Source organism: Parafrankia sp. EUN1f, assembly GCF_000177675.1.
In the GTDB taxonomy this organism is placed as follows: Bacteria; Actinomycetota; Actinomycetes; order Frankiales; family Frankiaceae; genus Parafrankia.
The window spans coordinates 51,846-76,913 of record NZ_ADGX01000028.1 but is presented as its reverse complement, the minus strand read 5'-3'; the positions used below and the strand labels follow the sequence as shown (position 1 = coordinate 76,913).

Sequence of the window (25,068 nt, the reverse complement as noted above, 5' to 3'; positions counted from 1 at the left end):
TGTCGAGCACCTCGTCGCTGACGGCGAGCAGCTCGGCGACATGCGCGCCGATCGGCGTGTCCGGCGGCACGCACCACGGATCCCGCTGTGGTCATCGCCCAGCCCGAGCTCACGAGCGGAGCAGATCATGCCGTCGCTGACATGCCCGTACGTCTTGCGCGAGCTGATCTCGAAGCCGCCGGGCAGGACGGACCCGGGCAGTGCCACCGGAACCCGGTCACCGACCTCGAAGTTGAACGCGCCGCAGATGACGCCGCGCACGCCCGGCTCGGAGACCTCGGCACCCGCCGCACCAGACGCGTCCGGCGCACCGGACGCGTCCGCCGCGCCCAGCTCCGCGACGCGGACCTGGCACCAGCGGACGTCCTTCTTCTTCGTCGGCACGACCTCGATGGAGACCACCTCGCCGACCACAACCCCGGCCAGGTCCGAGCCGACGGTCTCCAGCCCCTCGACCTCGAACCCGGCGCGGATCAGTGCCTCCGCGACCGCCTTCGCCGGCGGCAGCGGGGCGCCGACCACCTCACGCAGCCAGGACATCACGATTCTCACCGGATCAGCCCTCGATTCCGAACGGCAGGCCGAAGCGGACGTCGCCGTCGACGAAGTCCCGGATCTCACGGACGTCATGCCTGGTCATCGCCGCGCGCTCCAAGCCCATCCCGAACGCGAAGCCGCTGTAGCGGGTGGGGTCGACGCCGCAGGCGCGCAGCACGTTCGGGTCGACCATGCCGCAGCCGCCGGCCTCGATCCAGCCCTCGTCCGAACAGACCCGGCACGGCTGGCGGCCCGCGTCGCCGCGGCAGGCGAAGCACTGCACATCCAGCTCGGCGGAGGGCTCGGTGAACGGGAAGAACGACGGCCGCAGCCGGGTGGACAGGCCCGAACCGAACAGGGCCTGGGCGAACACCTCCAGGGTGCCCCGCAGGTCGGCCATCGTGATGCCCTCGTCGACGGCGAGGCACTCCAGCTGGCCGAAGACCGGCGAGTGCGTCGCGTCGATCGTGTCGTTGCGGTAGGTACGCCCCGGGCAGACCACGTACACCGGCAGCGGACGGGACAGCAGCGAGCGGATCTGCACCGGCGAGGTGTGCGTGCGCAGCAGCCGCCCCGACGCGGCGGGCTCGACGTAGAGGGTGTCGTGCTCGCTGCGTGCCGGGTGGTCGGGCGCCATGTTGAGCGCCTCGAAGTTGAACCAGTCGTGCTCGACCTCGGGCCCCTCCGCGACCTCATAGCCCATGGCCACGAAGACATCGGTGAGCCGGTCGGAGAGCAGGCTCAACGGGTGGCGTGCGCCGTGGCGCCGGCGGTCGACGGGGAGGGTCACGTCGACGCGCTCGGCGATCAGGATCTCGGCGTCGCGGCGCGCCGTGAGCTCGGTCAGCCGGGACTCGTAGGCGGTGCGGACGGCGGCGGTGGCGGCGTTGTGCGCCCGGCCGGCCTGCGCGCGCTGCTCGCGCGGCAGCGCGCCGAGCTGGCGCCGGGCCAGCGCGAGCGGCGCGGACTGGCCGTCGACGTGCGCGGAACGCACGGCGGACAGCGCGTCCAGGCCGTCGGCCGCGGCGATGGCCGCGAGCGCGGCGGCCACGTCGCCGTCCAGCCTGTTCTGGTCCAGGGCACCGAGATCCACAGGATCAGCGGTCTCGTTGGGGGCGGGCACGATGATCATCCTCATCGGTGGGTGGCGGGCCTGCGCGGCCCGCCGAACGAATGGGTCGGTTCTCCCGGGGCGCCCGCCGGTGGTGCGTCGTGCGGCCTCAGCCGAACACGGGCCCACCAGCGGGCACGGAAAATCGGAACTCCGCCCCGCCGCCCGGCGCCTTGCCGACCGAGATCGTCCCGCCGTGCGCCTCGATCAGCGCCTTGGCGATGTACAGCCCGAGACCCGTGCCGTTGCCACGGCTCGCACCGCGCCAGAACTTGGCGAACACCCGGCTGGCGTTGGCTTCCGGCACACCCTCGCCCTCGTCCGCGACGGTCACCTCGGCTCCTGTAGATGTTCCGCTGAGCACGACGGTCACAGTACCCGCGCCGTGGCGCAGCGCGTTGTCGATGAGGTTGTGGAGGACCTGGTCGATCTTGTCCGGGTCGACCCACATCTCGGGCAGCTCACCGACGAACCGGACGTCGAACCGTTCCGCCGGGGCGGAACCGGCCGCGATCTTGCCTTCGACGACACGCCGGACGGCCGCACGCATGTCGACGATCTGCTTGCGGATCTGGACCCGGCCGGCGTCGATGCGGGAGACGTCCAACAGCTCGGTCAGCAGCCGGGTGACGCGGTCGGCGTCGGTGTTGACCGTGTTGAGCATCAGTTTCTTCTGCTCGTCGGTGAACCTGTCCCAACGGGCGAGAAGCGTGGCGGTGAAGCCCTTCACGCTGGTCAGCGGTGAGCGCAGCTCATGGGCGACGGTGGCGATGAGGTCCGCGCGGTTGCGTTCGATCCGCTCCCTGCTGACCGTGTCCCGCAGGCAGACCGCCACCCGCACCAGCACCCCGTCGACCCGGGTGAAGCGGGCGGTCACGTTGAAGTCGTGGTCGGAGTCCGGGCCGGCGTAGGTCAGGCGGCGCTCCGGCTGCCCGGTGACCCGGGGCAGGTCACGGCTCGGCTGCGAGCACTCCCACCAGTCGTTGCCCCGTTCGTCGAGCAGCGGAAGGACCTCGGTGAGGTGACGCCCCACCGCCTTGCCCTGCGGCAGGCCGGTCACCTTCGAGGCGGCACTGTTGAACATCTCCACGACACCCGACGCATCGGTGACGACCACCGGATCGGGCAGCAGGTCGAGGGTCGCCGGAGTATGCAGGTCCACCGACTCCTCCGCGGTATCGGGACCGGGACCAGGAACCTCGTTCCCGGAGAAGTCCGGCCCGGGAGCGGAAGCGACGATGCGTGTCAACGCGCCCCACCTCCACTGGCACCGGACGTAGCTGACCGCACCGCTCTCTGCGCCCGCGCCGACGCATACATACACAGCGCCGACGCAACCGCAAGATTCAGTGACTCGGCCTGACCGTACACCGGCACCCTCACCGCCGTGTCCGCGGAGGCCGCCGTCGCGGCCGTGAGGCCTCTCGCCTCGTTGCCGAAGACCCACGCGGTGGGGCCGGCAAGCACTCCCGCGGCGGCGAGATCGTCGAGATCGCGGTCCGCGTGACCGGACGTCGCCAGGACCTGGCAGCCGAGCTCACGCAGCTCCCGCACGACCGCGAGCGCGTCGGCGGCCACGATCACCGGCAGGTGGAACAGGCTGCCCGCGGACGAGCGCACGCACTTGCCGCCGAACGGGTCGACGCTGTCACCGACGAACACGACCGCATCGGCGCCGGCCGCGTCCGCCGAGCGGATCACCGTGCCGGCGTTACCCGGATCGTTCGCGCCCTCGCAGACCGCGACCAGGCGCGGCCGCCCCAGATCCGCCAGCCGGTGCCCGGGCAGCTCGGAGACGCCGACGAGCCCCTGCGGCGTCACCGTCTCCGAGAGGGCCGCCGCGGCGGCATCGGTCACGAACCGGACCGGCACGCCGGTTCCGGCCGTCAGCTGGGCGTGCCGCGCCAGGGCCGACTCACCGATGAACAGCTCGACCAGCGCGTCGGCGTGCAGCGCCGCGGTGACGGCCTGGGCCCCCTCGACGAGGAACAGGCCCTCCTCACGGCGCGCCGCCGCACGCCGCAGCCGCCGGGCGGCGGCGACGTGGGCGGAGCGAAGCCCGTCGAACCGGTCGGGCGACGGGCCGGCGTTCAGAACGCCCCCACCCGTGGACGGGCCGGTGGACGAACCTTCCGACAGCCCCGTGGACGACTCCGTGGACGACGTCGACCGGCCCGCGGAGGGGCGCTGCGGGCGGCGAGGCGACACCGGCGGAGGACGGCGGCGGGCTCTCAGGCGGCCGAGGCCTCGGCGGCCACGGGCAGCGCGGCGCGGGCGACCTCGACGAGAGCCGCGAACGCGGCGGCGTCGTTGACCGCGAGATCGGCCAGGATCTTGCGGTCGACCTCGACACCGGCCAGGCGCAGGCCCTGCACGAAGCGGTTGTAGGTGAGACCGTTCGCCCGGGCGGCGGCGTTGATGCGAGTGATCCACAGCTGCCGGAAGTCGCCCTTGCGCGCGCGACGGTCCCGGTAGGAGTAGGTCATCGAGTGGAGCATCTGCTCCTTGGCCTTGCGGTAGAGCCGCGAACGCTGGCCCCGGTATCCGCTGGCGGCCTCGAGGACCTCGCGGCGCTTCTTCTGGGCGTTGACCGCCCGCTTCACGCGTGCCATGAGGGCACCTGTCTCCTTCGTTCGTTCACGTTCGTTCGCGTCCGGTCCGGTCGGCCGCCCTGCGCGGCCACCAAGCCGGAAATGTCAGCGGCCCAGCAGACGCTTGATGCGGCGGTCGTCCGCGGCGCTCAGCACGACCTCGTCGTAGAGCCGGCGGGTGCGGCGGCTCGACTTGTGCTCGAAGAGGTGGGAGCGGTTGGCGCGCCGGCGCATCACCTTGCCGGTACCGGTGACACGGAACCGCTTGCCGGCACCGGTGTGGGTCTTCATCTTGGGCATGATCGCGTCCCTGTGGTGGATTTCGGATGCTCGTCTGGGCGCGCCCGTCTGGTGCCCGTGTTCATGCGCGCCTGGGCCGGTGGGACGTCTGGCGACGCCGACCGGTGGTAGCTCACCCCTGGGTCGCGGACTCCGGGACTCGCTGGGGCTTGGCGGGGCCCTTGTGCGGGGCCATGACCATCGTCATGTTCCGCCCGTCCTGCTTGGGCTGGGCCTCGACGTAGCCGAGATCGGCGACGTCGGTGGACAGCCGCTGCAGCAGGCGGATGCCGAGCTCGGGCCGTGACTGCTCACGCCCACGGAACATGATGGTGATCTTTACCTTGTCGCCGGCCTTGAGGAAGCGCACGACGTGACCCTTCTTGGTCTCGTAGTCGTGCGGATCGATCTTCGGTCGGAGCTTCATCTCCTTGATGACCGTCTGGACCTGGTTCTTACGAGCCTCACGACGCTTCTGGTCGGACTCGTACTTGAACTTGCCATAGTCCATCAGCTTGCAGACCGGCGGACGGGCGGTCGGCGCCACCTCGACGAGGTCGAGATCCGCCTCCTGCGCGAGGCGCATGGCCTCCCCGATGGAGACAATGCCGATCTGCTCGCCCTCCGCTCCCACGAGGCGAACCTCCGGGACGCGGATTCGGTCGTTGATGCGTGACTCTGTGCTGATGTGCGTTCCTCCGTGGCTCGACGCGCGGGCACGACCTCACCGCAGCGGAGCACCAAGCCCGGGGCAACCCAGGCTCCCGGCCGACATGCCGTGGCAACGGCTCGGCCGACCGGCGACCCGGCCACCGCGCCAGCCGGCGGGCTGGCGACCGGCCGGATCATCTCCGACGGCGGCGACGGGTGGAGGGCGAACCCCCGCTTTGACCTGGTTGCGCGAGCACGACGTATGCGACTGCGCCGAAGTGGGACAGTCTGGGTGCGACTGCCGGACACCGCGACCGAAGCATGGCGTCAATACCTGCCACCAGGTGGTCTGCAGCCCAGCGTAGCAGAGCCCGCGGCGAGGGACGATCAACAAGGGCATCCGTCCCGATCCGTCCCACGCGCCCGGCCAGGCCAGGCCAGGTCAGGCGCGACAGCCCCGCTCCGGATCCCGGTCGATCACCGACCGGCGTACCGCCACGATCAACGCCGGGCCTTTTCCATCTCACATCCGTCGGACACTGTCTCGGCAGGTCAGAACCGACGACCTCGGCAGGTCAGAGCCGACGACGAAAAAGGCTCACTCCTGCTGGTGGCGCCGCCGGCATCCCGGTCACGACCGGGACCGTGCACCCAGCAGCCGGAAGCCCCGGCGCCCCGGTGGACGAACCCCACGCCCGAGGTGCGCCCGCACCGCCGGCACCTCGGTGGGGTCGACCACGAGCACCGCCGCCGCCATCTCGTCCGTGCCCTGGCCGCCACCGGTGCCGACGATCGTAGGTGCGGACGGGTCCTCCATGGCCTCCCGCAGCCGGCGCACGACCTCGGTGACCATCGCGTCGAACTCGGCCTCCGTGCCACTGCCACCGGCCTCACCGCCGGCTCCCCCGGCCTGCGCGCCACCGGCCCGCGCACGGGCGCCCGTGGCCGCGCCGGCACGGGCCAGACCGTGCACCGCCACGGCGAGCACCGGACGTGCCCGGTGATCCGGCCCGACCGACTGCGCGAGCTCCGCCGGCCACACCTCGGTACCGGCGGGCAGACCGGCCAGCGCCGCGCGAATCCGCCGCCGACCCCGCGCGCCCAGCGGCACCGGGCGCGGGCGCAGCAGCCCGCCGCCGCCGTCGTCAGCCACGATCACCTCGTCGCGCCGGTCGGAAGCAGCCCCGCCGGCGGCCTGCGCGGCCCCGTTCGCCGCACCACCGCCGGCGCTCGCCGCCCCGGAGGAGATCCACATGCCCTCGCCGGCCCCGAACGGCCGCGGACCACGCCAGGCGGCACCCCGGGCACCGTCCTCGGTGGACGGGCGCACGTCCAGGGTGACCGGCGCCGGCCCACCGAGATCGATCACCACCGCGGCCAGACCCATGCGGACGGCCTCGGCGCAGGCATCCGGCAGCGTCACCGGCACCGGACGCACGGACGGACGCCAGGCGGCCATGACGTCGACCGAACTGAAGACCGGCAGCGCACCAGAACCGGACGGCGTGCGCAGGGTCACCAGAACCATGTCGCTCTTCTTGTCCGCACCGGTCACGGCATCGGTCGCGAGCGCCCTCGCCTCCACCCCGACGAACACCCGGGCCCCCGGCAGCGCCGCCGTCAGCGCGGCCCGGTCGCCAGAGCGCAACGCCGCCAGCAGCGCGGAGTCGGCAAGCCCGTCGTCACCCTGCCCGGGTGGCGTCAGCAGGTCGGGAGGCACCAGACCGACTGTAGTGCCTCGATCGGTCCGTCCGGCACGGCGGCTGTCACTGATCGGCGGGGTCGGCCGCCGCGGCCAGCTCCTCGAAGGCCGCCCGGGTCCGCCGGCGCAGCCGGTACCAGTCGACGGGCCGGCAGTCCGTCAGCCCCGGGTCGAAGGGGACGGTGACCAACCGGCGAGCCCGAGCCTCGAGATCGCCCAGACGTTGACGTGCCACGCGGGTGAGCCGGGTCGGGTAGGTCTCCACGACCGCGACCAGCACCGAGGCCTGCAGATCCGCCCGCCCGGCGGCGGCCAGCGCGGTCAGGGCATGATCCGCCGCGGCCAGCTCCGCCTCACCCGCGCGGCACGAGAGGACGACCTGGTCGCCGCGGGCGAGCAGCGTTGCGGACACCGGCTGGTTCCAGCCCGACGGGCCATCCGCGATCACCACCTGGAACCAGCGGCCGAGCAGATCCAGCGCACCGGCCAGCTCCTGCGCGGTCAGCCCGGGCGCAGTGAGGTCGTGCACCCCGGGAAGCACCTCGAGACCACCGGGGCCGTCCGCCCTCAGGTACAGCCGCAGCTCCGTGAGCGACTCGACCGGGGGCTGGGCGGTGACCAGCTCCCGCACCCCGCTTGTCCCGGAGCCCAGGCCAACCCGGTGCGTCAGCATCCCGTACTGGTCAGGGCAGGCGTCCACGGCGACGACGCGCGCACCGCCGCGGGCCGCGAGCGCCAGGCCGAGCCCGGCGGCGACCGTCGTTCGACCGCCGCCCCCGCCGAATCCCCCGACCAGGACACAGCGGGTTCGGACCGCGGCGCCGCGGAAGGGTGCGGGAACGATCTCTGCCCCGGTACGCGCCGGCGCCGCGGGCAGAGCCGCGCGCGCGGGCACGGTCCCGATCGGGGACGCCGACGGTCGCGGCAACGACACCGCGGATGGTCGCGTTCCCAGCTGCGGGGACGGTGGCGGTGATGCCGGTGCCGGTGCCGACCGTGCCGACCGTGCCGACCGTGCCGACCGTGCCGGCGGCGCCGACGGTGGCGGTGGTGCCGGCGGTGGCGGTGCCGGCGGCGGCGGCGGTGCCGGCCGTGGCGGTGGTGGCGGCGGCACCGGTTGTGGTCGCGGCTGCGGCTGCGGCTGCGGCTGCGCCGTCGGATGCGGCCTCGGTACCGGTGGGAGCGGCGGCAACGGCGCACGCTGACCGAAACCGGGAGCGAGTGCCGGTGGCCCCCCGGCCGCGGCGTTCGGGGCTACGACCTGCGGCACCCAGCCACCCCCCGCGGCGGGCTCGTGGGCACTCGCCGGACCCGCCGGACCCGCCGGACCCGCCGGACCCGCCGGACCCGCCGGACCCGCCGGACCCGCCGGACCATGGTCAGGTGGCCCATGGCCAGGTGACCCGTGGTCAGGTCGCACCTGGTCGGGGTTCGTGGGAGAAGCCGGACCGGGCGCCACCGGCGGACCCGCATACGCGGTGACCGGCGGTGGGGTCGCGGGCGGCGCCGGCGCCGGATTGGTCGCCGTGGCACCGCGCTCCGGCTCGGGTCGAGGCGCCCGCGGACGACCCCGGCCCCCGCGGCGGCCGACGGTGGCCAGACCGGGCTGGGAGTCCTGCGTCATCCGCATGCCCAGCAGGGACACCGGGCGAGCATCACCCTCGGCGTCGTCGCCAGTGTCTCCTGGGTCCGTACCGGCCGGACCGGCTCCCGGATCCGTGCCGGAGGCGCCGGCGCCGTACCGCTCCCGACCTGCTCCGCCGGGTTCGGACCCCTCGGAGTCGGATCGTGGTGGGAACGTCTCGCCGCCCCCGTCACGTTCGGATCCGCGGCCCGTCTCGTGCATCTGCCCCACCCCATGTGTGTCGACCGTCCGAAAGGCCGGCGCCGGTGGCGGGCCCCCCGCCCACCACCGAACCGGCCTGTCGTACCGGAACCCCGCATGAGGCGACGCGTACGCGGCAGGCCCCCCTCGAACCCGCCACCGCGACCACCGTGCGGCCACGGTACGCCCCCGGCCGCCGCGTGCCTGCGTGGACCCCGCATCACGCGAGGTCACCGATACGGTTCGAAAACACACTCTCGCGGAAGATGCGTCCCCACAAGTGTGACGGGCCGACGCCATCGTGACGGACCGTCCACACCCGATGACAGGCCACCGACATCCCACAGAGACATGGAGTCGGACGAGCGGGAGGTGCTACGCGAGCGCCGCGATCCCGCGCAGGACGACAGCCGTGTCCAGCGCGGCCAGCGTGGCCTCACGCCCCTTGTCCTCCACCGACCCGGGCAGCCCGGCCCGGTCGCGCGCCTGCTCCACGGTGTCGCAGGTCAGCAGGCCGAAGCCGACCGGTACCCCGGAATCGAGGGTGACCCGGGCCAGGCCGTCGGTGACGAACCGGCAGACATAGTCGAAGTGCGGCGTACCACCACGAATCACCGCGCCCAGCGCCACCACCGCGTCGTGACGGGATGCCAGCGCGGCGGCCACCACCGGCAGCTCCACCGCGCCGGACACCCTGACCACGGTCGGACTGACCGTCACTCCCGCGTCCTTGGCGGCCCGCAGCGCGCCGCCGAGCAGGGAGTCGGTGATCTCCGTGTGCCAGCGGGTCGCGACGATCGCCAGCCTGACGTCGCCGGCGTCGGGCAGTTCCTCAGCAGGTGCACCTGCGCCGCTCATCGTGCCTCCTCACACGCTCGGCCCGACCAGTCAACGCCGGTCGGCCCCGTCTTCGACCAGTGGTTCGTCTCGTGAGCGGAGGCCACGGCCTCGTCCGCGCCGACAGCCAGCGGCAGGCCCGGCAGCTCATGGCCCATCCGGTCCCGCTTCGTCGTCAGATAGCGCAGGTTCTCCGGGGTGTGCGCCACCGGCAGCCCGATCTGCTCCACGACCCGCAGGCCGTGCCGCTCCAGCCCCACCCGCTTCGTCGGGTTGTTGGACAACAGCCGCAGACTGCGGACGCCCAGGTCGAGCAGCATCTGGGCACCGGTGCCGTACTCCCGCGCGTCGGCGGGCAGACCGAGCGCGAGGTTCGCGTCGACGGTGTCATGGCCGACGTCCTGCAGCTGGTAGGCCCGCAGCTTGTCGAGCAGGCCGATGCCACGCCCTTCGTGCCCCCGCACGTACAGCACGACCCCGCGGCCCTCGGTCGCGACCGCGCGCAGCGACGCGTCCAGCTGGTTGCCGCAGTCGCAGCGCCGCGACCCGAAGACGTCCCCCGTCAGGCATTCGCTGTGCACTCTGACCAGGACGTTCTCCCCCGCCCCGAGCTCACCGCGGACCAGCGCGATGTGCTCGATGCCGTCACGGGTGTCCCGGAAGCCCACGGCCTGGAACGGGCCGTAGCGGGTCGGGATCTGGGCCTGGGCCAACCGCTCGACCTGCTTCTCCGTGCGGCGGCGGTAGTCGATGAGCGCCTCGATCGAGATCAGGGCCAGATTGTGCTCGCGGGCGAACACCGTCAGCTCGGGCAGCCGGGCCATGGTGCCGTCGTCGTTGACGATCTCGCAGATCGCCCCGGCCGGGCGTAGGCCGGCCAGCCGCGCGAGGTCGACCGCGGCCTCGGTGTGCCCGGGCCGGCGCAGCACGCCGCCTTCGCGGGCACGCAGCGGGAAGATGTGCCCGGGCCGGGTGAGGTCGCCGGGCTCGGTGGTCGGGTCGGCCAGCAGGCGGATGGTGCGGGCGCGGTCCGCGGCGGAGATGCCGGTCGTGACGCCGGTGCGCGCGTCCACCGTGACCGTGAACGCCGTGCGCATCCGGTCGGTGTTCTGCGGGACCATCTGGTCGAGCTCCAGCCGGTCGACCTCGGCCGGGTCGAGCGGGACGCAGACCACGCCGGCGGTGTGGCGGATCATGAACGCGAGCAGCTCGGGCGTGGCGGCCTCGGCCGCGAAGATCAGGTCGCCCTCGTTCTCACGGTCCTCGTCATCGACGACGACCACGGGGCGGCCGGCCGCGATCTCGGCGATCGCCGTCTCGATCGTCGCGAACGGCGACCCCGCGTCGTCCGCGGGCCGAACGGTCTCACTGGCGGGGCGGGCGTGCTCGCCGGCCGCCGCCGGAGTTGCCTGCGTGGCTGCCTGCGCGGCTTCACCGACGGGCCGGCGGGCCACGGGCGCCGCCGCGTCGGGCGTTCCCGTGCCCGACGGGTGAGTGCCGGTCGGCTGGAAGGGGGCCGCGGAGTCGCCGGCCAGGTATGTGGTCATCAGTGTGATCCGTTCAGATCCGCATGCAGCTTTTCGACGTATTTGGCCAGGACGTCGACCTCTATGTTGACCTTCTCGCCGACCGCGCGGACACCCAGCGTGGTGTCGGCGAGAGTGGTCGGGATGAGGCTGACGGTGAAGCTCGCGGGCTCGTCACCCGCCGCCGGACGCACGTCGACCACGGTCAGGCTGACACCGTCGACGGTGACCGAGCCCTTCTCCACCAGGTAGCGGTCCAGCCGCGGCGGCAGGGCGATCCGGACGACGTCCCAGTGCTCGGCGGGCGCCCGCTCCAGGACGACGCCGACCCCGTCGACATGGCCCTGCACGAGATGCCCACCGAGGCGGTCGGACAGCCGTACCGGGCGTTCCAGGTTCACCCGGTCACCGACGGACAGCGCGCCGAGTGAGGACCTGCGCAGCGTCTCCAGCATCACGTCGGCGGTGAACACACCGGCCGGGTCCGCGGCGGGCTCGGCCGTGCCGGCACCATCCGCATCCGGAGGATGGGCATAGGAGGTCACGGTGAGACACACGCCGTTGACCGCCACCGAGGCACCATGCGCCACATCGCTCAGGACGTTTCGACACTCGATGGTCAAGGACGCGGCGTCCTGCCGCGGCTCGATCGCGGTAACCACGCCGAGTTCCTCGACGATGCCGGTGAACATCCGATCCCCGCGCCTTCCCGGTCCCGGCACCACGTCCCGAGAACACAGAAAGATCACGCGGGTCAAAGCCGACGCGGCAGCGCCGACCCAACGCCGCGACGACCACACGCATGGTCGGCACGGCGGTGCCCCGCGCGCGTCCTCCCATCCGGACTTTCACCGTCGGTCCCGGAATTCCACCAGGTCCACCGGCCACCACACGGGTGGACGGGTCGCGGACTATCACCGCCGGCTCGGAATTTCACCGACCCCGGAGCGCGCGTGCTGTTGTCAGTACGCGGTCAAGTCTGACATACGACGGCCTCGGACGCTCGGGCCCACGAGCGTAATTCACGTCATTCTCCGAGGGCCCACAATCGGTACGGAGCGGCACCAACGGGTAGCCTGCGCGCGACCGCCAACGTCGCGGCGCGACGATACGGATGCCCACCGTGAAAATCGATCAGTTGCTCGCGACGGACATCGCCACGAGTGACCAGGTCGATTCCGATCAGCTTCCGGTCACGGTTGCCGGAGCAGGGGCGGTGAGGCGCGGGGCGGCGGCGAGCGCGAGCGCTCGCAGCGACTCCACGGCCGCGGCGGGATCCTCGAGGCCGAACACCGCCGTACCGGCCACGAACACGTCGACACCCGCCTCGGCGGACCGTTCGATGGTCTCCCGGTTGACACCACCGTCGATCTGAAGCCACAGATCCAGCCCCCGGTCGTCGATCAGCCGGCGAGCCGCGGCGATCTTCGGCAGGACCTCGTCCATGAACTTCTGACCGCCGAAACCCGGCTCGATCGTCATCAACAGCAGCAGGTCGAACCGGTGCAGGTCGTCGAGGTAGTGCTCGACCGGGGTCGCCGGCTTCACCGCGAGCCCCGTACGGGCCCCGGCGGCGCGGATCGCGTCGGTGGTGCGGGCGATGTCGTCGACGGCCTCGGCGTGGATCGTCACGTTCGCCGCGCCGCGCTCCGCGAAGCCCGGCGCCCAGCGGTCCGGATCGTCGATCATCAGATGGCAGTCGAGCGGAGTGTCGGTCACCCGGCGCAGCGCGTCGACGGTGTCGGGCGAGAACGCCAGGTTGGGCACGAAGTGGTAGTCCATGACGTCGACGTGCAGCCAGTCCGCGTGCCCGGCCACGGCGCGCGCCGCGTCGGCGATTCGCCCGAAGTCGGCGGCGAGCATGCTGGGATAGATCTGCGCGGTTGCCACGCGAGCGAGCGTATCCACTGCGGTCCACCACTGAACCAGCGCTGTGAGGAGGACCTGATTCCTCCTCGTGCCGGATCAGTGAGCATTTGCCATCGCGCGCCATGGTCGCCGGATGCCGCGAGTCGGAATCGACGTGGGAAGAGGCTCAGTCGCTCCGGCGGCGCAGCAGTGCCAGGAACATCGCGTCGGTCCCGTGCAGATGCGGCCAGAGCTGGACGAACGGGCCCGAGCCGAGGCTGTCCGCCGGCAGGTCGGCGAAGATCGGCGAGCGACGCGCGTCGAGCGTGACGACGTCCGCCCGCTGCCCGACGACGGCGCTGACCACCTCGGACGTCTCCTCCCGGTGCGGTGAGCAGGTCACGTAGGCGACGACCCCACCGGGGCGCACGAGATCCAGCGCGCTGACGAGAAGCTGTCGTTGCAGCGGCGCCAGCACCGCGATGTCCGCGGGGGTGCGCCGCCACCGGGCCTCGGGCCGGCGCCGCAACGCACCCAGGCCGGAGCAGGGGACGTCCACCAGCACCCGATCGGCGGTACCCGGGCGCACCGGTGGCACCCGGCCGTCCGCACGCACGACGTGGGCGGCCGGGAAACCGGCGAGGGAGGCCGCCACCAGCCCGGCGCGGGCGGCACGGGGTTCGAGCGCGAGCAGCCGCGCCCCGGCAGCCGCACCGCCTCCCGGCAGCGACTCGGCAGCCCCGGCCGGCGGCCCGCCGCCCGGCAGCAGCCCTGCCCCTGGCGACTGCTCGGTGGCGAGAACGGCCGCGAGCAGGGCGGCCTTGCCGCCCGGGCCGGCGCACAGGTCCACGGTCAGCCCGCTGCTCCGGCCTACCATCGGCACCGCGGCAAGAGCGAGGGCCATGAGCTGGCTGCCCTCGTCCTGCACCGCGGCATCGCCCGCCACGACAGCGGTGAGCGCCCCAGGATCGCCGCCGTCGAGGTGGACGGCGTACGGCGAACAGGCCCCGCGGTGGGCCTGCAGACCCGCCGCCGCGGCCTGTGCCACCAGCTCGTCGGCTCCGATCCGGCCGGGCCGGGCGACGAGATGGACCCCTGGCCGCTCGTCGTTGGCCGCCAGCGCCGCCTGGGCGCCGGCCACGTCGCCGTCCAGCGCCTCCAGCACAACCTCGACGATCCACCGCGGATGTGCCGAGACCACCGAGAGATGACCGACCGGGTCCACGGAGACGTCCGGTGCGGACAGCAGTACCGCCACGTCGCCCGCGGTCTCCTCGACCCGGGCCGCGACGCGGCGCAGCACCGCGTTCGCGAACCGCACCGGGCGCTCCCCGCAGGTGGCGCGGACCAGCTCGACCGTCGACGCGACAGCCGCCCGGGCCGGCACCCGTGTCGAGAGCAGCTGATAGGTGCCCAGCCGCAGCGCGTCCCGCACCGGTGGGTCCACGGTGTCCACCGGGCGGCTTGTCACCGTGCCGAGCACGCCGTCGAGCGTGCCCTGCGCGCGCAGCGAGCCGTAGGTCAGCTCGGTCGCGAACCCGCGGTCACGCGGGGAGAGCCGGCGCCGGTTCAGCAGCGCGGGCAGCATGAGGTTCGCGTAGGCGCCACGCTCGTCGACGGCGCGCAGCACCTCCCAGGCGAGCAGGCGGGCCGGATCGGCCGCCCCGCCGCGCCGCGGCGCCGACGTGTTCATGAGAAGGCCTCCTCCGAGCTGGGGCGCAGGCCGCGGATCCAGTCCGCGGCGGGCATCGCGCCCCGCCCTTCGGGACGGACCTCGCCGAGAGCCACCGGTACGGTTCCCGTGCCCACGAGCACTGCACCGTTTCCGGCCATCACGATCCGGCCGGGCGGCAACGACCCGCCGTCGCCCGCGGCGCCGCCGTTCGGGCTGCCGCCGTTCGGGCTGCCGCCGTTCGGGCTGCCGGTGTTCGGGGTGCCGGTGTTCGGGCTGCCGAGTCGCACCGGGCCGAGCTTCACCCGCCGGTCCCGCAGCGTCGTCCAGGCCCCCGGCGCCGGGGTCGCCGCGCGCACCAGCCGGTCGATCGCCACCGCGGGCTGGGACCAGTCGACCCGGACGTCGTCAACCGTGAGCTTCGGGGCCAGCGAGACCCCGTCGGCGGGCTGCGCACGTGCCTCGACCGAACCGTCCTCGATTCCGTCGAGCACTGCCACCAGCAGCCGGGCGCCGGCGACCGCCAGCCGCTCCAGCAGGTCACCGGAGGTGTCGCTGGGACGGATGCGCTCGGTGAGCACCCCGTAGACCGGGCCGGAGTCCATGGCCGGCTCGATCTGGAAGACGCTCGCACCGGTGAGGTCGTCGCCGGCGAGCACGGAACGCTGGACCGGCGCCGCTCCCCGGTAGGCGGGCAGCAGCGAGAAGTGCAGGTTCACCCAGCCGTGCTTGGGGATCTCCAGTGCCGGGGCGGGCAGCAGTGCTCCGTAGGCGACGACCGGGCAGCAGTCCGGGGCGATCTCGCCGAGCCGGCCGAGGAACTCCGGATCCCCGGCCCGGGCCGGGGAGAGAACCTCCAGCCCGCGTTCGCCCGCAAGCTCGTGCACGGGCGACGGCCGGACACGCCGGCCACGGCCCGCCGGGCGGTCCGGCCGCGTCACCACGGCGACGACCTGGTGGCGCGGGCTGTCCAGCAGCGCGCGCAGGCTCGGGATCGCCACATCAGGAGTGCCGGCGAAGACAAGACGCATGACCGCAGCAGCTCCTCAGCGCCGGTCCCGGGGCGGATCCGCAGCAGCCGCCGATCCGATCGTCCCCACCATCATCACGATCATCGAACTCGCGGTGGACCCGATCGTGGAACCGATCACCGTGCCCACCACCGAACCGCCCGCCGTCGCCGCCAGCAGCGCGGCCATTATGATCTTCGTACGGAGGCTCAGCGCCCGCGGCCGAACAGCGGGTGCGGCGAGACCTTCACGGTGGGCTTCGGCTCGTTCGCCCACTCCGCCTCGCGGATAGCCTTCATCGCCGCCCGCTTCGTCTCCTTGTCGAGGCGGTCGATGAAGAGGATCCCGTCGAGGTGATCGGTCTCGTGTTGCAGGCACCGGGACAGGATGCCACTGCCCTCGATCGTCACCGGGTCACCGTGAACGTTCTGCCCCACCGCGAGGACGCGTTCCGGGCGACGGAGATCGAACGACAGCCCGGGAAGGGACAGACATCCCTCCTCACCGTCCATCATTTCCTCGCTGAACGGCCCCAGCACCGGGTTGACCAGGTGGCCCACCTCGTCGGAGTCGTCCAGATAGGTGAAGACACGCAGGGAAACCCCGAGCTGTGGGGCGGCGAGCCCGACGCCACCGGCCTCGTTCATGGTCTCGGCCAGGTCGTCGACCAGACGGCGCAGCTCCCGGTCGAAGGTCGCCACCGGGTCGGCGACCGTGCGCAGCACCGGATCCCCCAACAGGCGGATGTCACGGACGGACACGGCCACTCCCTGAATGTCGTCAACTGAATGTCGTCAACTCGCTGGGCACCGCCCCTGGCACCGGCGCCGCCAGGCGCCCGAACCGGGCTCACCCGGATGACACCGGACCAGCGATCGCCGCCGGATCAGTGAGATCGGACAGCCTCATGCTACGGGGTCGGCCATCGACCGCGGATCAGCCGATCATCAGCGGATCGAGATGGACCCGCACCCGGTCCGCGCGGCGGGCGTCAAGTGTGCCGCGGGCCGCCCGCAACGCCCGGGCCAGCTCAGCGCCCTGATGCCGCCGGACCCGGATGATCAGGCGCTCGACCTCCTCGCCCGGTTCCAGATCGTGCGCAGCGACCCCGTGCTGTTCCTCGGCTCCACCACCCTCCACCGCGCCATCGCCTTCCACCTGATCCGGTCCGGTCCGGCGGCCGGGACGCGCGGGACGCGTGGGGCGGGCAGGCCGGGTGCCGCCGGAGACCCGGCGCGGGCCCGGTACCGGTACCGGGCCGAGCACGTCCGCGCCGTCCGGCAGCCTGGCCGCGGCGAGCAGCTCGCCAAGCGCGGCCGGGGTGCCCTCGACGGCCGCGACCCGGCTGGCGGGCGGAAAACCCAGCTCGGCACGTTCGTCGGCCTCACGCCCGACGAACTGAGCGGGATCCCACCGCACCAGCGCCTGGACCGGGCCGAGGCCGAGATCGGCCGCGACCACCACGAGACCACCGGCCTCGGCGGGCCGGGCCAGCGCGGCGGCCGCCAGCCATCTGCGCAGGCTCTCCTCCCCCGCGCGCAGATCGGGCCGGCCCAGCAACGCCCAGCCGTCCAGCAGGAGGACGGCCCCGTAGCCGCCGGCCGCGACCGGCTCGGCGCCCGGCGTCGCGATGACCAGCATCGGCTCCCCCGGCACTGTGGCCAGCACGGTGTCCCGCCCCGAGGTGCGAACCGGCACTCCGGGAAACGCCCGGCCCAGCTCCTCCGCCGTGCGGCGATCACCGACGACCGAGGCTCGCAGCTGGTCGCCGCCGCAGTTCCCGCACCGCCAGCCGCCCGTGGGCCGCCCCGCCCGCCCCGCCCGGGTTGGATCGGCCGGCCGAGGAACCGGCCGGCCGCACCAGCGGCACGCCAGCGCGGCCGTGGACGAGGTACGCCCGAGCGGCCCCGAGCAGGCTCGGCAGCGGGCTGGGCGACGGCATCGCGCGCAGGCGATCGACGGCTGGTAGCCGCGCCGGGGCACCTGGACGAGCGCCGGCACGCCCGCGACGAGGGCTGCCCGTACCGCCCGGACCGCGAGCGACGGCAGCCGGGCGGCCCTGGCCGCCGGGTCGATCGATGCCTCGAAGTCGGAGCCGACCGGCTCGACGCGCGGAGCGAGCCGCCGCAGGGCGTCTCGGCCGGGTCCGAGCCGGCCCGCCCAGCCGACCCGGACCAGTGCTTCGGCCTCCACCGACGGGGAGAAGCCGCCGACGAGAACCGCGCAGCCTTCCTCCCGGGCCCGCAGGACCGCGACGTCCCGGGTGTGCGGGTAGGGGGCACGCGGCTCGGCGTGCAGGTCATCGCCGTCGTCCCACACCACCAGCAGGCCGAGGTCCACCACCGGCGCGAAGATCGCCGCCCGGGTGCCCACCACCACCCGCGCCTGGCCACGGCGGACGGCGAGGAAGCGCCGGTACCGTTCCTCGGGACCGAGGTCGGCCCGCAGCACCAGCGGTGGTGACGGGTCGACGGCCGAAACGCCCGTCGACACCGAGCCCACCGACACCGAGCCCACCGACGAGGAGGCCGGCGACGAGGAGGCCACCGACGAGGAGGCCAGCGAGCTGGCCAGGGCCGCGGCGACCCGGTCGACATCCCGATGGTCCGGGACGACGACGAGCGCGCCACGGCCGGACGCAGCGGTCGCCGCGACGGCCGAGGCGATCATCGCCGGCCAGGACGGGCCGGGAGGCGCCCACCACACGGCGCGCGGCGAGGCGCCGCTCGCGAGCGCGCGCAGGAAGGCGGGGCCGTCCGGGCAGATCGACCAGTCCACCCGGCCGGGCTCGGAAGCCGAGCCGGCCGCGGTACCAGAGCCGGCCGCGGCAACGGAGCCGAGCGCGGTAACGGAGCCGGCCGCCGCCGGTGGTTGCCCTTCTCCGGACGAACCGCCGGTGCGGGACGCGACGGCTCCGCCGCCCGGCGGCGACGCCGCCTCGGCCCGGGCGTGCCGCGGCGGGACCGCGAGCCGCAGCACATCGGCCATCGTTCCCGCGTAACGGTCGGCGACGGACCGAGCCAGCCTCGCGATCGGCGGCGACAGCACGGACACCGGGGAAACCGATCGGGCGATCGGGGCCAGCCGCCCCTCATGGTCGGAGCTCGCGCACCGCTCCAGCACGATGCCGTCCACCAGCCGCCCGCCGAACCGGACCCGGACCCGGGAACCTGCCACCACCGCGGCGGCCAGCGAAGCAGGGACCAGGTAGTCGAACGGTCGGTCGAGATGGACCAGCGGGGTGTCGATCACAATGCGGGCGACCGGCAGCTCGTCAGCCACCTCGACGGGGCCCGGCTTACCTTTGGCCGCTCGTCCGCCTGTGCCCGCTTGTGCTCCGCGCCCGGCGCCTGTCGGCCTGGTGGGACGATCCGCGCCCGCGGAGCTGGCAGTGCCCTTCGAGGAACCACGAGCGCCCGTGGAGCCACCAGTGCTCGGGCCCTCGAGGCCCGGGATCACCGCGCTCCCGTCGTCCACCACGCATTCGTACCAGCCGGGCCCCGCGGAACCAGAGCGCGGCCGGGCCACTTCGTTGGCGGATCACCGAACGGCCACGGATCATCGCGCAGCGGGCGCACGCATCGTCGAACACCACCCACGCGCACCCGAACGCCGCGGGATCGCCCACCACGCAACGCCGGCAATCCACCCAGAAGGTGCACAGAGTCACCTGATAATCCGCAAGACCTGAGGATTTGGTCGTTCTCGCAGCCAAATTCCTCAAGTCCTGCTCAGCAGCGGCGGTAGCAGTGGGCAGCCCAGGCCACCGTGCTACGCCGGAGCGCCGGTCCGCATCCCGGTAGCCGCGGACCAAAGGTCACGTACACCCGGGGCGGGACTGGCCGGCTGGCCCAGGCCCCGCCCCGGGGACTTACGAAGGCGTGCCGGTCAGCCCTTGACGGCCGCGGCCAGGGAGTCGGCACGCGAGGTCGACTCCCAGGTGAAGTCGAGCTCGGGACGACCGAAGTGGCCGTAGGCCGCCGTCTGCGCGTAGATCGGGCGGAGCAGGTCGAGGTCACGGACGATGGCGGCCGGACGGAGGTCGAAGACCGAGGTGACGGCGTCCTGGATCTGGGCGTCCGGCACCTTGCCCGTCCCGAAGGTCTCCACGAACAGACCGACCGGGTGGGCCTTTCCGATCGCGTAGGCGACCTGTACCTCGCAGCGGCTCGCGAGGCCCGCGGCCACCACGTTCTTGGCGACCCAGCGCATGGCGTAGGCGGCCGACCGGTCGACCTTGGACGGGTCCTTGCCGGAGAACGCGCCGCCGCCGTGGCGGGCGTAGCCGCCATACGTGTCGACGATGATCTTGCGCCCGGTGAGGCCGGCGTCGCCCATCGGGCCACCGATCTCGAAACGCCCGGTCGGGTTCACCAGCAGCCGGCGGCCCTCGGTGGCGATCTCCAGCAGCGCCAGCTCGGGCTCGACGACGTACTCGGCGACGTCGGGCGCGAGCAGCGTGTCGAGGTCGATGTCCGCGGCGTGCTGCGAGGAGACGACGACCGTGTCGAGCCGGACCGGCTTGCCGTCCTCGTACTCGATGGTCACCTGGGTCTTGCCGTCCGGACGCAGGTAGCCGACCTGACCGTCCTTGCGGACCGCCGACAGCCGACGGGCCAGGCGGTGCGCCAGCGCGATCGGCAGCGGCATCAGCTCGGGCGTCTCGTCGCAGGCGAAGCCGAACATCAGGCCCTGGTCGCCGGCACCCTGGCGGTCGAGGTCGTCCTCGGTCGAGCCACCGACCCGCGCCTCGTGCGCCGTGTCGACGCCCTGGGCGATGTCGGGCGACTGGGCGCCGATGGAGACGCTCACGCCGCAGGACGCGCCGTCGAAGCCCTTCTTGGAGGAGTCGTAGCCGATCTCCAGGATCCGCTCACGAACCACCGAGGCGATGTCGACGTAGGTCTTGGTGGTCACCTCACCGGCGACATGCACCTGGCCGGTGGTGATCAGGGTCTCCACGGCGACCCGGCTCTTCGGGTCGTCCTTGAGCATGGCATCGAGAATCGAGTCGCTGATCTGGTCAGCGATCTTGTCCGGGTGCCCCTCCGTGACGGACTCGGACGTGAAAAGGCGCGTCGCCACTGGAATTACCCCCTGGGAGATCAGGACTGATACCGACGCAGTTTACCGAGGTTGAATCAGTAGTAGGCGCACCGCCCACGGCGGGCTCATCCGAGCATACCGACAACATGATCGAAAATGCGGTGCGCGAGGAGGTCCTTACTCATCAGCGGGACGTCCGTCGCTGTGCCGGCCCGGTCCAGCAGCACTGCGCTGTTGTGCTCGACCTCGAAGCCGAGCCCGGCGCCCACCTGGTTGACCACCAGGAGGTCCACCGGTTTGCGGGCGAGCTTGGCCCGGGCGAGCTCCAGCACCCCGCCGTCGGGGCCGCCTGTCTCCGCCGCGAACCCCACCAGGACCTGACCTGGCCGCCGGTCGCGGACGAGCTCCGCGAGGACGTCGGGATTCCGGGTCAGCTCGATGCTCTCCGGCGCCCGGGCATCCTTTTTGATCTTGTACTGATGCTCCGCCGCGGGCCGGAAGTCGGCGACCGCGGCCGCCATGATCACCACGTCGGCGCCCGGCGCGTGCTCATGCACCGCGGTCCGCAGCTGCTCCGCCGAACCGACCCGCAGGATGGACGCACCCGCGACGTCGGACAGCGCCACGTTCGCCGCGACGACGGTGACCTCGGCCCCGCGGGCCACCGCCGCCCGGGCAAGCGCGTACCCCTGCCGGCCGCTGGAGGCGTTCCCGAGGAAACGCACGGGGTCGAGGTACTCACGGGTGCCGCCGGCGCTGATGAGAACGCGCCGGCCGGCGAGATCGAGCCGGGCCCCGCCGGCACCACGGGCGAGGACCGCCCGGGCGACCGCGGCGATCTCCACCGGGTCCGGCAGCCGGCCCGGGCCGGAGTCGGCTCCGGTCAGCCGACCGACCGCCGGCTCCAGCACCAGGACGCCCCGCTCCCGCAGGAGCGCCACGTTCGCCCGGGTCGCCGGGTGCTGCCACATCTCGGTGTGCATGGCCGGGGCGAAGATCACCGGGCAGGTCGCGGTCAGGAGGGTGCCGGTGAGCAGATCGTCGGCGCGGCCGGCCGCGGCACGTGCCATCAGGTCGGCGGTGGCCGGCACGACCAGCACGAGGTCGGCCTCCCGGCCGACCCGGACATGCGCGACGTCCTCGGCATCGGTGAACAGGTCGGTGCTGACCGGCTGCCCGGACAGCGCCGCCCAGGTGACCTCGCCCACGAACCGCAGGGCCGCCGCCGTCGGGACGACGCGCACCTGGTGCCCGGTCTCGGTCAGCTGGCGCAGGACCTCGACGGCCTTGTAGGAGGCGATCCCACCAGACACACCGAGGACCACCCTGGGCCGCCGGCCGGCGTCGCCCGAGGGCACCTCCCCGGGGGGCGGTGGCGGCGACGAGGGCGGTGTGGGTGACACGGGCGTGTCACCCACCGGGTGCCGCGGGCCGGCGCACGGCCTCGATCGTCACGGCGAACACCGGCGAGCCCGCCTGGTCAGGAGACCGGAGGCAGCGGGTCGGTGATCGTCTCGTGGGTGAGGAGGCCGGAGTTGATCTCGCGAAGCGCGATCGACAGCGGCTTCTCCTGCGCACTCGTCGTCTCGACGAGGGGGCCGACATACTCCAGGAGGCCCTCACCGAGCTGGGAGTAGTAGGCGTTGATCTGACGAGCCCGCTTGGCGGCGTAGATCACGAGGCTGTACTTGGAGTCGGTGGCCTCGAGCAGCTCGTCGATCGGCGGGTTGGTGATGCCCTCAGGCTGGGCGACGGTACCGGACACGGTGTCCTTCCGGGTGGGGCGATGGGAGGCCGCGCCACGGCGGGCGCGGGCCGGGCCCTTGGGTACAGCGATGCCGTGGGTACAGCGGTGCCGCGCGTGCACGCGGTGCCGTACGTACACAGCGTCGCTCGTCACACTAGTGTGACGAGCTGGTCATCAAGCCTACCAACCGCTCCGCGGCGGCTGTGACCTCGTCGTTCACGATGACCTCGTCGAACTCCGTCTCGGCGGCGAGCTCGATGCGGGCTCGGTCGAGACGCCGCCTGATGACGTCGGCCCCCTCGGTGCCCCGCCCCGTGAGGCGACGGACGAGCTCGTCCCACGTGGGCGGGGCGAGGAAGACGAAACGGGCCTGCGGCATGGCGGACCGGACCTGCCGTGCGCCCTGCAGCTCGATCTCCAGCAGGCAGGGCGCACCGGCCGCGATCCGCTCCTCCAGTGGCCCGCGGGGGGTGCCGTAGGCGTGCCCGGCGAACATCGCGTGCTCGACGAACTCGCCCACCTTGACCATGTGGGCGAACTCCTCGGCGTCGACGAAGTGGTACTCGACGCCGTCGGTCTCACCCGGGCGCGGCGCGCGCGTCGTCACGCTGACGGACACCCAGACCTCCGGGTGCAGCCGGCGGACGGCGGCAACGATCGTGCCCTTGCCCACTCCCGACGGCCCCGACAACACGGTGAGTCCCATTCCGACACCTTAGAGCCCGCCCGGGGGGCGGCGCAGGTTCGGTGGTGGGCACGTCGACGCCCCGGCCGTGGCCGGGACGCGGCGCCCCGAACATCCACCGCCGCCCTGCCGTCAGCAGACGGAGGATCGTCATCTAGATGCCATCAAAGTATGGGTTCCCGCACTCACCTCAGGTGTATGCGAGCCCAAAGGGTTCCCGGTCGGGTAGCCCAACGGATGGCACCCGACCGGCGCGCCTAACGGATGCGAGCGCCATCAGCATGCCGGGGGCTTTGGGCCCCGGCATTCGATGAGAACGCATCGGCGTCCCGCCGGCGATTGAGCAACCGAAGCGATTGACGCAACGCAATGAACTGCCGTGACACCGGAACGTGTCGACGCCTCGCGGCATCAACACCAACAGGTGAAGACCGTCACGGGCCGTTACCGGTGTTCCCGGGAACGCAGGTCCATCACGCCGCGCCACGGTCACTCATGCGCCGGCGCCGAACTCCTCCAGGAGCGCGGCACGCTGCTTGGCCCCGAGCCCGCGCAGGCGGCGGGTGGGGCTGATTCCAAGTCGCTCCCGGATCTTCTGGGCCCGAACTCGGCCCACCCCGGGAAGCGACTCCAAGACCGCGGAAACCTTCATCTTGCCGACGACCTCATCGCCATCCGCGAGCTCGAGAACCGCGGCAAGACTGATCTCCCCCTTCTTCAACCGCTCCTTGAGTTCGGCACGCTGCTTACGAGCCAGCGCAGCTTTCTCGAGGGCGGCGGCCCTCTGCTCGGGCGTCAGGGGCGGCAGGGTCACGGGTACGCCTCCTCAATGTGGTGATCGCGCCGCGCAAACTAGCGAGGAAGAGGCTCCTCGGTCCAGCCGAGCTGCATCACGCCGATCGCCGGGCATTGTCCCCACAAGACACAGCCTTTGATCGGATGAATGCCCTGTGTCGCATGCGCAGGACGCTTTCGGACCTTGGCGGCCCCACCGTACCGGCCGACGGACACCAGGAGCGCCCCGACCTGCACCGAGTGGCGTTTCCGCAGGTCAACGACCTACCGGAGTGGAGTAACCCTGGCGGCGAGAGTGGCGGCGGCCACGGCCCGATCGCTCGCGGAGGTGATCGGACGACCGATCACCAGAAGGTCCGAACCGTCCGCGAGCGCCCGTTCCGGGGTTGCGACACGTGCCTGGTCGGCCTGCTCCGAGCCCTCCGGACGGACCCCAGGTGTGATGAGAGTCACAGTTTCGCCGAGCTCTCCGCGGACCAAGGAGACCTCTTTCGGGCTGCAGACGAGAGCCCTCGCGCCGGCCTCCACGGCGAGCACGGCGAGTCTGCGAACGGCGTCCGGGGGCGGTCCCGACAGGCCGATGGAGGCGAGCGCGGCGGCATCCAGAGAGGTGAGAACCGTGACCGCGGTCACGTGAACCTCGGGCGCCGCCTCGACCGCGGCCCGAATCATCGCGGCCCCTCCGGCCGCGTGCACCGTCACGAACCGAGGCGCCAGGACGGCCAGCGAACGCATCCCGCCGGCGACCGTCGCCGGGATGTCGTGCAGCTTCAGATCGAGGAAGAGCTCCGGTGCCGATCCGACCGGTCCGGCCGGATCGACCGAGCTCGGCAGTGCGGAGTGGTCACCCTCCGTCAGGGATCCGAGGGCGTTGCACGCCCCGGCAGACCCGACCGAACCCGCCTGAACCAGCAGGCCTTCGTCACGCAGCGCATTCACCACCACGCCACCCTCCCGAAGGAAGAGCTCCATGCCGATCTTCAGGACGGCGCAGTGCGGAGCGACCGCGCGAGCCCAGTCCAGCGCGGTGGCCCCGTCCGGGGCGTCCAGCGCGACCGCGATCGGCGGCCGGCCGGCCGGCGGCACCCACGAACGGTTCTGTGACGTCACCGGTCGGCCCCCTGTCATCCATCCACCACCCATTCGAGCGCCGCCCGTTCGGAACCGGCGCCCATCGGAGCCGGCGCCCGCACGGGCGACACCCGT

At 72.7% G+C, this 25,068-nt stretch carries 24 protein-coding genes, 1 pseudogene and 1 riboswitch; of the genes and pseudogenes, 1 reads left to right on the top strand and 24 read right to left on the bottom strand.

The genetic code is table 11. The features are described from left to right. The 9 genes and pseudogenes from FREUN1FDRAFT_RS11165 to FREUN1FDRAFT_RS46140 form a co-directional block, all read right to left on the bottom strand. Positions 1 to 552: pseudogene (locus tag FREUN1FDRAFT_RS11165) on the bottom strand (phenylalanine--tRNA ligase subunit beta); the annotation flags it as partial. Positions 553 to 556: 4 nt separating this feature from the next. Then, positions 557 to 1,660 (bottom strand): phenylalanine--tRNA ligase subunit alpha, encoded by a 1,104-nt coding sequence (pheS, locus tag FREUN1FDRAFT_RS11160; RefSeq protein ID WP_006540137.1) that lies wholly within the window; start codon positions 1,658 to 1,660, stop codon positions 557 to 559. Positions 1,661 to 1,757: 97 nt separating this feature from the next. Beyond that, positions 1,758 to 2,888 (bottom strand): HAMP domain-containing sensor histidine kinase, encoded by a 1,131-nt coding sequence (locus FREUN1FDRAFT_RS11155; protein WP_232295147.1) that lies wholly within the window; start codon positions 2,886 to 2,888, stop codon positions 1,758 to 1,760. A gap of 5 nt (positions 2,889 to 2,893) precedes the next feature. Then, a complete protein-coding gene (locus tag FREUN1FDRAFT_RS11150) occupies positions 2,894 to 3,856 on the bottom strand; it encodes an RNA methyltransferase (protein ID WP_006540135.1) in 963 nt (320 codons plus the stop codon). 23 nt (positions 3,857 to 3,879) lie between these two features. Further along, positions 3,880 to 4,260: a 50S ribosomal protein L20 gene (gene rplT / locus FREUN1FDRAFT_RS11145; protein ID WP_006540134.1), complete on the bottom strand. Its 381-nt coding sequence runs from the start codon at positions 4,258 to 4,260 to the stop codon at positions 3,880 to 3,882. An 84-nt stretch (positions 4,261 to 4,344) separates the two neighbouring features. After that, the gene (gene rpmI / locus FREUN1FDRAFT_RS11140; RefSeq protein WP_006540133.1) at positions 4,345 to 4,539 is read right to left on the bottom strand and encodes a 50S ribosomal protein L35; all 195 of its coding nucleotides are present in this window, start codon (positions 4,537 to 4,539) and stop codon (positions 4,345 to 4,347) included. A 112-nt stretch (positions 4,540 to 4,651) separates the two neighbouring features. Beyond that, complete coding sequence (gene infC / locus FREUN1FDRAFT_RS11135; RefSeq protein ID WP_006540132.1) at positions 4,652 to 5,152, bottom strand: translation initiation factor IF-3; 501 nt, start codon at positions 5,150 to 5,152, stop codon at positions 4,652 to 4,654. 648 nt (positions 5,153 to 5,800) lie between these two features. Next, entirely contained in the window at positions 5,801 to 6,889 is a 1,089-nt protein-coding gene (locus tag FREUN1FDRAFT_RS11130; RefSeq protein WP_006540131.1) for an SseB family protein, read from the bottom strand. A 46-nt stretch (positions 6,890 to 6,935) separates the two neighbouring features. After that, entirely contained in the window at positions 6,936 to 7,766 is an 831-nt protein-coding gene (locus tag FREUN1FDRAFT_RS46140) for a cellulose synthase operon protein YhjQ/BcsQ (protein ID WP_006540130.1), read from the bottom strand. Between the two features lie 44 nt (positions 7,767 to 7,810). On the opposite strand from FREUN1FDRAFT_RS46140, the gene FREUN1FDRAFT_RS46135 reads away from it, so the two are divergent. Next, the gene (locus FREUN1FDRAFT_RS46135; RefSeq protein ID WP_157474630.1) at positions 7,811 to 8,353 is read left to right on the top strand and encodes a hypothetical protein; all 543 of its coding nucleotides are present in this window, start codon (positions 7,811 to 7,813) and stop codon (positions 8,351 to 8,353) included. Between the two features lie 718 nt (positions 8,354 to 9,071). Here FREUN1FDRAFT_RS46135 and ribH read toward each other — a convergent pair. The 15 genes from ribH to pyrF all read right to left on the bottom strand — a co-directional run bounded on the left by ribH (position 9,072) and on the right by pyrF (position 24,990). Then, positions 9,072 to 9,554, bottom strand: coding sequence for a 6,7-dimethyl-8-ribityllumazine synthase (ribH, locus tag FREUN1FDRAFT_RS11120; protein ID WP_006540129.1), 483 nt, complete (start codon positions 9,552 to 9,554; stop codon positions 9,072 to 9,074). Beyond that, complete coding sequence (locus FREUN1FDRAFT_RS11115; protein WP_006540128.1) at positions 9,551 to 11,080, bottom strand: bifunctional 3,4-dihydroxy-2-butanone-4-phosphate synthase/GTP cyclohydrolase II; 1,530 nt, start codon at positions 11,078 to 11,080, stop codon at positions 9,551 to 9,553. Before FREUN1FDRAFT_RS11115 ends, ribH begins: the two co-directional genes overlap by 4 nt. Beyond that, positions 11,080 to 11,751, bottom strand: a complete 672-nt coding sequence (locus FREUN1FDRAFT_RS11110; protein ID WP_006540127.1) for a riboflavin synthase — start codon at positions 11,749 to 11,751, stop codon at positions 11,080 to 11,082. Before FREUN1FDRAFT_RS11110 ends, FREUN1FDRAFT_RS11115 begins: the two co-directional genes overlap by 1 nt. A gap of 132 nt (positions 11,752 to 11,883) precedes the next feature. Next, positions 11,884 to 12,014: riboswitch (FMN riboswitch) on the bottom strand. A gap of 227 nt (positions 12,015 to 12,241) precedes the next feature. Next, positions 12,242 to 12,949: a ribulose-phosphate 3-epimerase gene (gene rpe / locus FREUN1FDRAFT_RS11105; protein ID WP_035951278.1), complete on the bottom strand. Its 708-nt coding sequence runs from the start codon at positions 12,947 to 12,949 to the stop codon at positions 12,242 to 12,244. Positions 12,950 to 13,094: 145 nt separating this feature from the next. Then, positions 13,095 to 14,600, bottom strand: a complete 1,506-nt coding sequence (locus tag FREUN1FDRAFT_RS11100) for an RsmB/NOP family class I SAM-dependent RNA methyltransferase (protein WP_006540125.1) — start codon at positions 14,598 to 14,600, stop codon at positions 13,095 to 13,097. After that, a complete protein-coding gene (fmt, locus tag FREUN1FDRAFT_RS11095; protein ID WP_006540124.1) occupies positions 14,597 to 15,610 on the bottom strand; it encodes a methionyl-tRNA formyltransferase in 1,014 nt (337 codons plus the stop codon). The genes FREUN1FDRAFT_RS11100 and fmt overlap by 4 nt, the downstream gene beginning before the upstream one ends. Positions 15,611 to 15,625: 15 nt before the next feature. Then, entirely contained in the window at positions 15,626 to 15,778 is a 153-nt protein-coding gene (locus FREUN1FDRAFT_RS45070) for a hypothetical protein (RefSeq protein ID WP_006540123.1), read from the bottom strand. Between the two features lie 20 nt (positions 15,779 to 15,798). Further along, the gene (def, locus tag FREUN1FDRAFT_RS11090; protein ID WP_006540122.1) at positions 15,799 to 16,350 is read right to left on the bottom strand and encodes a peptide deformylase; all 552 of its coding nucleotides are present in this window, start codon (positions 16,348 to 16,350) and stop codon (positions 15,799 to 15,801) included. 175 nt (positions 16,351 to 16,525) lie between these two features. Next, the gene (locus FREUN1FDRAFT_RS11085; protein ID WP_006540121.1) at positions 16,526 to 18,871 is read right to left on the bottom strand and encodes a primosomal protein N'; all 2,346 of its coding nucleotides are present in this window, start codon (positions 18,869 to 18,871) and stop codon (positions 16,526 to 16,528) included. 606 nt (positions 18,872 to 19,477) lie between these two features. After that, a complete protein-coding gene (gene metK, locus FREUN1FDRAFT_RS11080) occupies positions 19,478 to 20,674 on the bottom strand; it encodes a methionine adenosyltransferase (RefSeq protein WP_006540120.1) in 1,197 nt (398 codons plus the stop codon). An 86-nt stretch (positions 20,675 to 20,760) separates the two neighbouring features. Continuing rightward, the gene (gene coaBC, locus FREUN1FDRAFT_RS11075) at positions 20,761 to 21,993 is read right to left on the bottom strand and encodes a bifunctional phosphopantothenoylcysteine decarboxylase/phosphopantothenate--cysteine ligase CoaBC (RefSeq protein ID WP_035951287.1); all 1,233 of its coding nucleotides are present in this window, start codon (positions 21,991 to 21,993) and stop codon (positions 20,761 to 20,763) included. Between the two features lie 122 nt (positions 21,994 to 22,115). Continuing rightward, positions 22,116 to 22,400, bottom strand: coding sequence for a DNA-directed RNA polymerase subunit omega (gene rpoZ, locus FREUN1FDRAFT_RS11070; RefSeq protein WP_018503033.1), 285 nt, complete (start codon positions 22,398 to 22,400; stop codon positions 22,116 to 22,118). Between the two features lie 136 nt (positions 22,401 to 22,536). Next, the gene (gene gmk, locus FREUN1FDRAFT_RS11065; protein WP_006540117.1) at positions 22,537 to 23,088 is read right to left on the bottom strand and encodes a guanylate kinase; all 552 of its coding nucleotides are present in this window, start codon (positions 23,086 to 23,088) and stop codon (positions 22,537 to 22,539) included. Between the two features lie 472 nt (positions 23,089 to 23,560). Continuing rightward, complete coding sequence (gene mihF, locus FREUN1FDRAFT_RS11060) at positions 23,561 to 23,881, bottom strand: integration host factor, actinobacterial type (protein ID WP_006540116.1); 321 nt, start codon at positions 23,879 to 23,881, stop codon at positions 23,561 to 23,563. A gap of 245 nt (positions 23,882 to 24,126) precedes the next feature. Next, on the bottom strand, positions 24,127 to 24,990 hold the full coding sequence (gene pyrF, locus FREUN1FDRAFT_RS11055) for an orotidine-5'-phosphate decarboxylase (protein WP_085948868.1): 864 nt from the start codon (positions 24,988 to 24,990) through the stop codon (positions 24,127 to 24,129). Between the last annotated feature and the right edge of the window lie 78 nt (positions 24,991 to 25,068).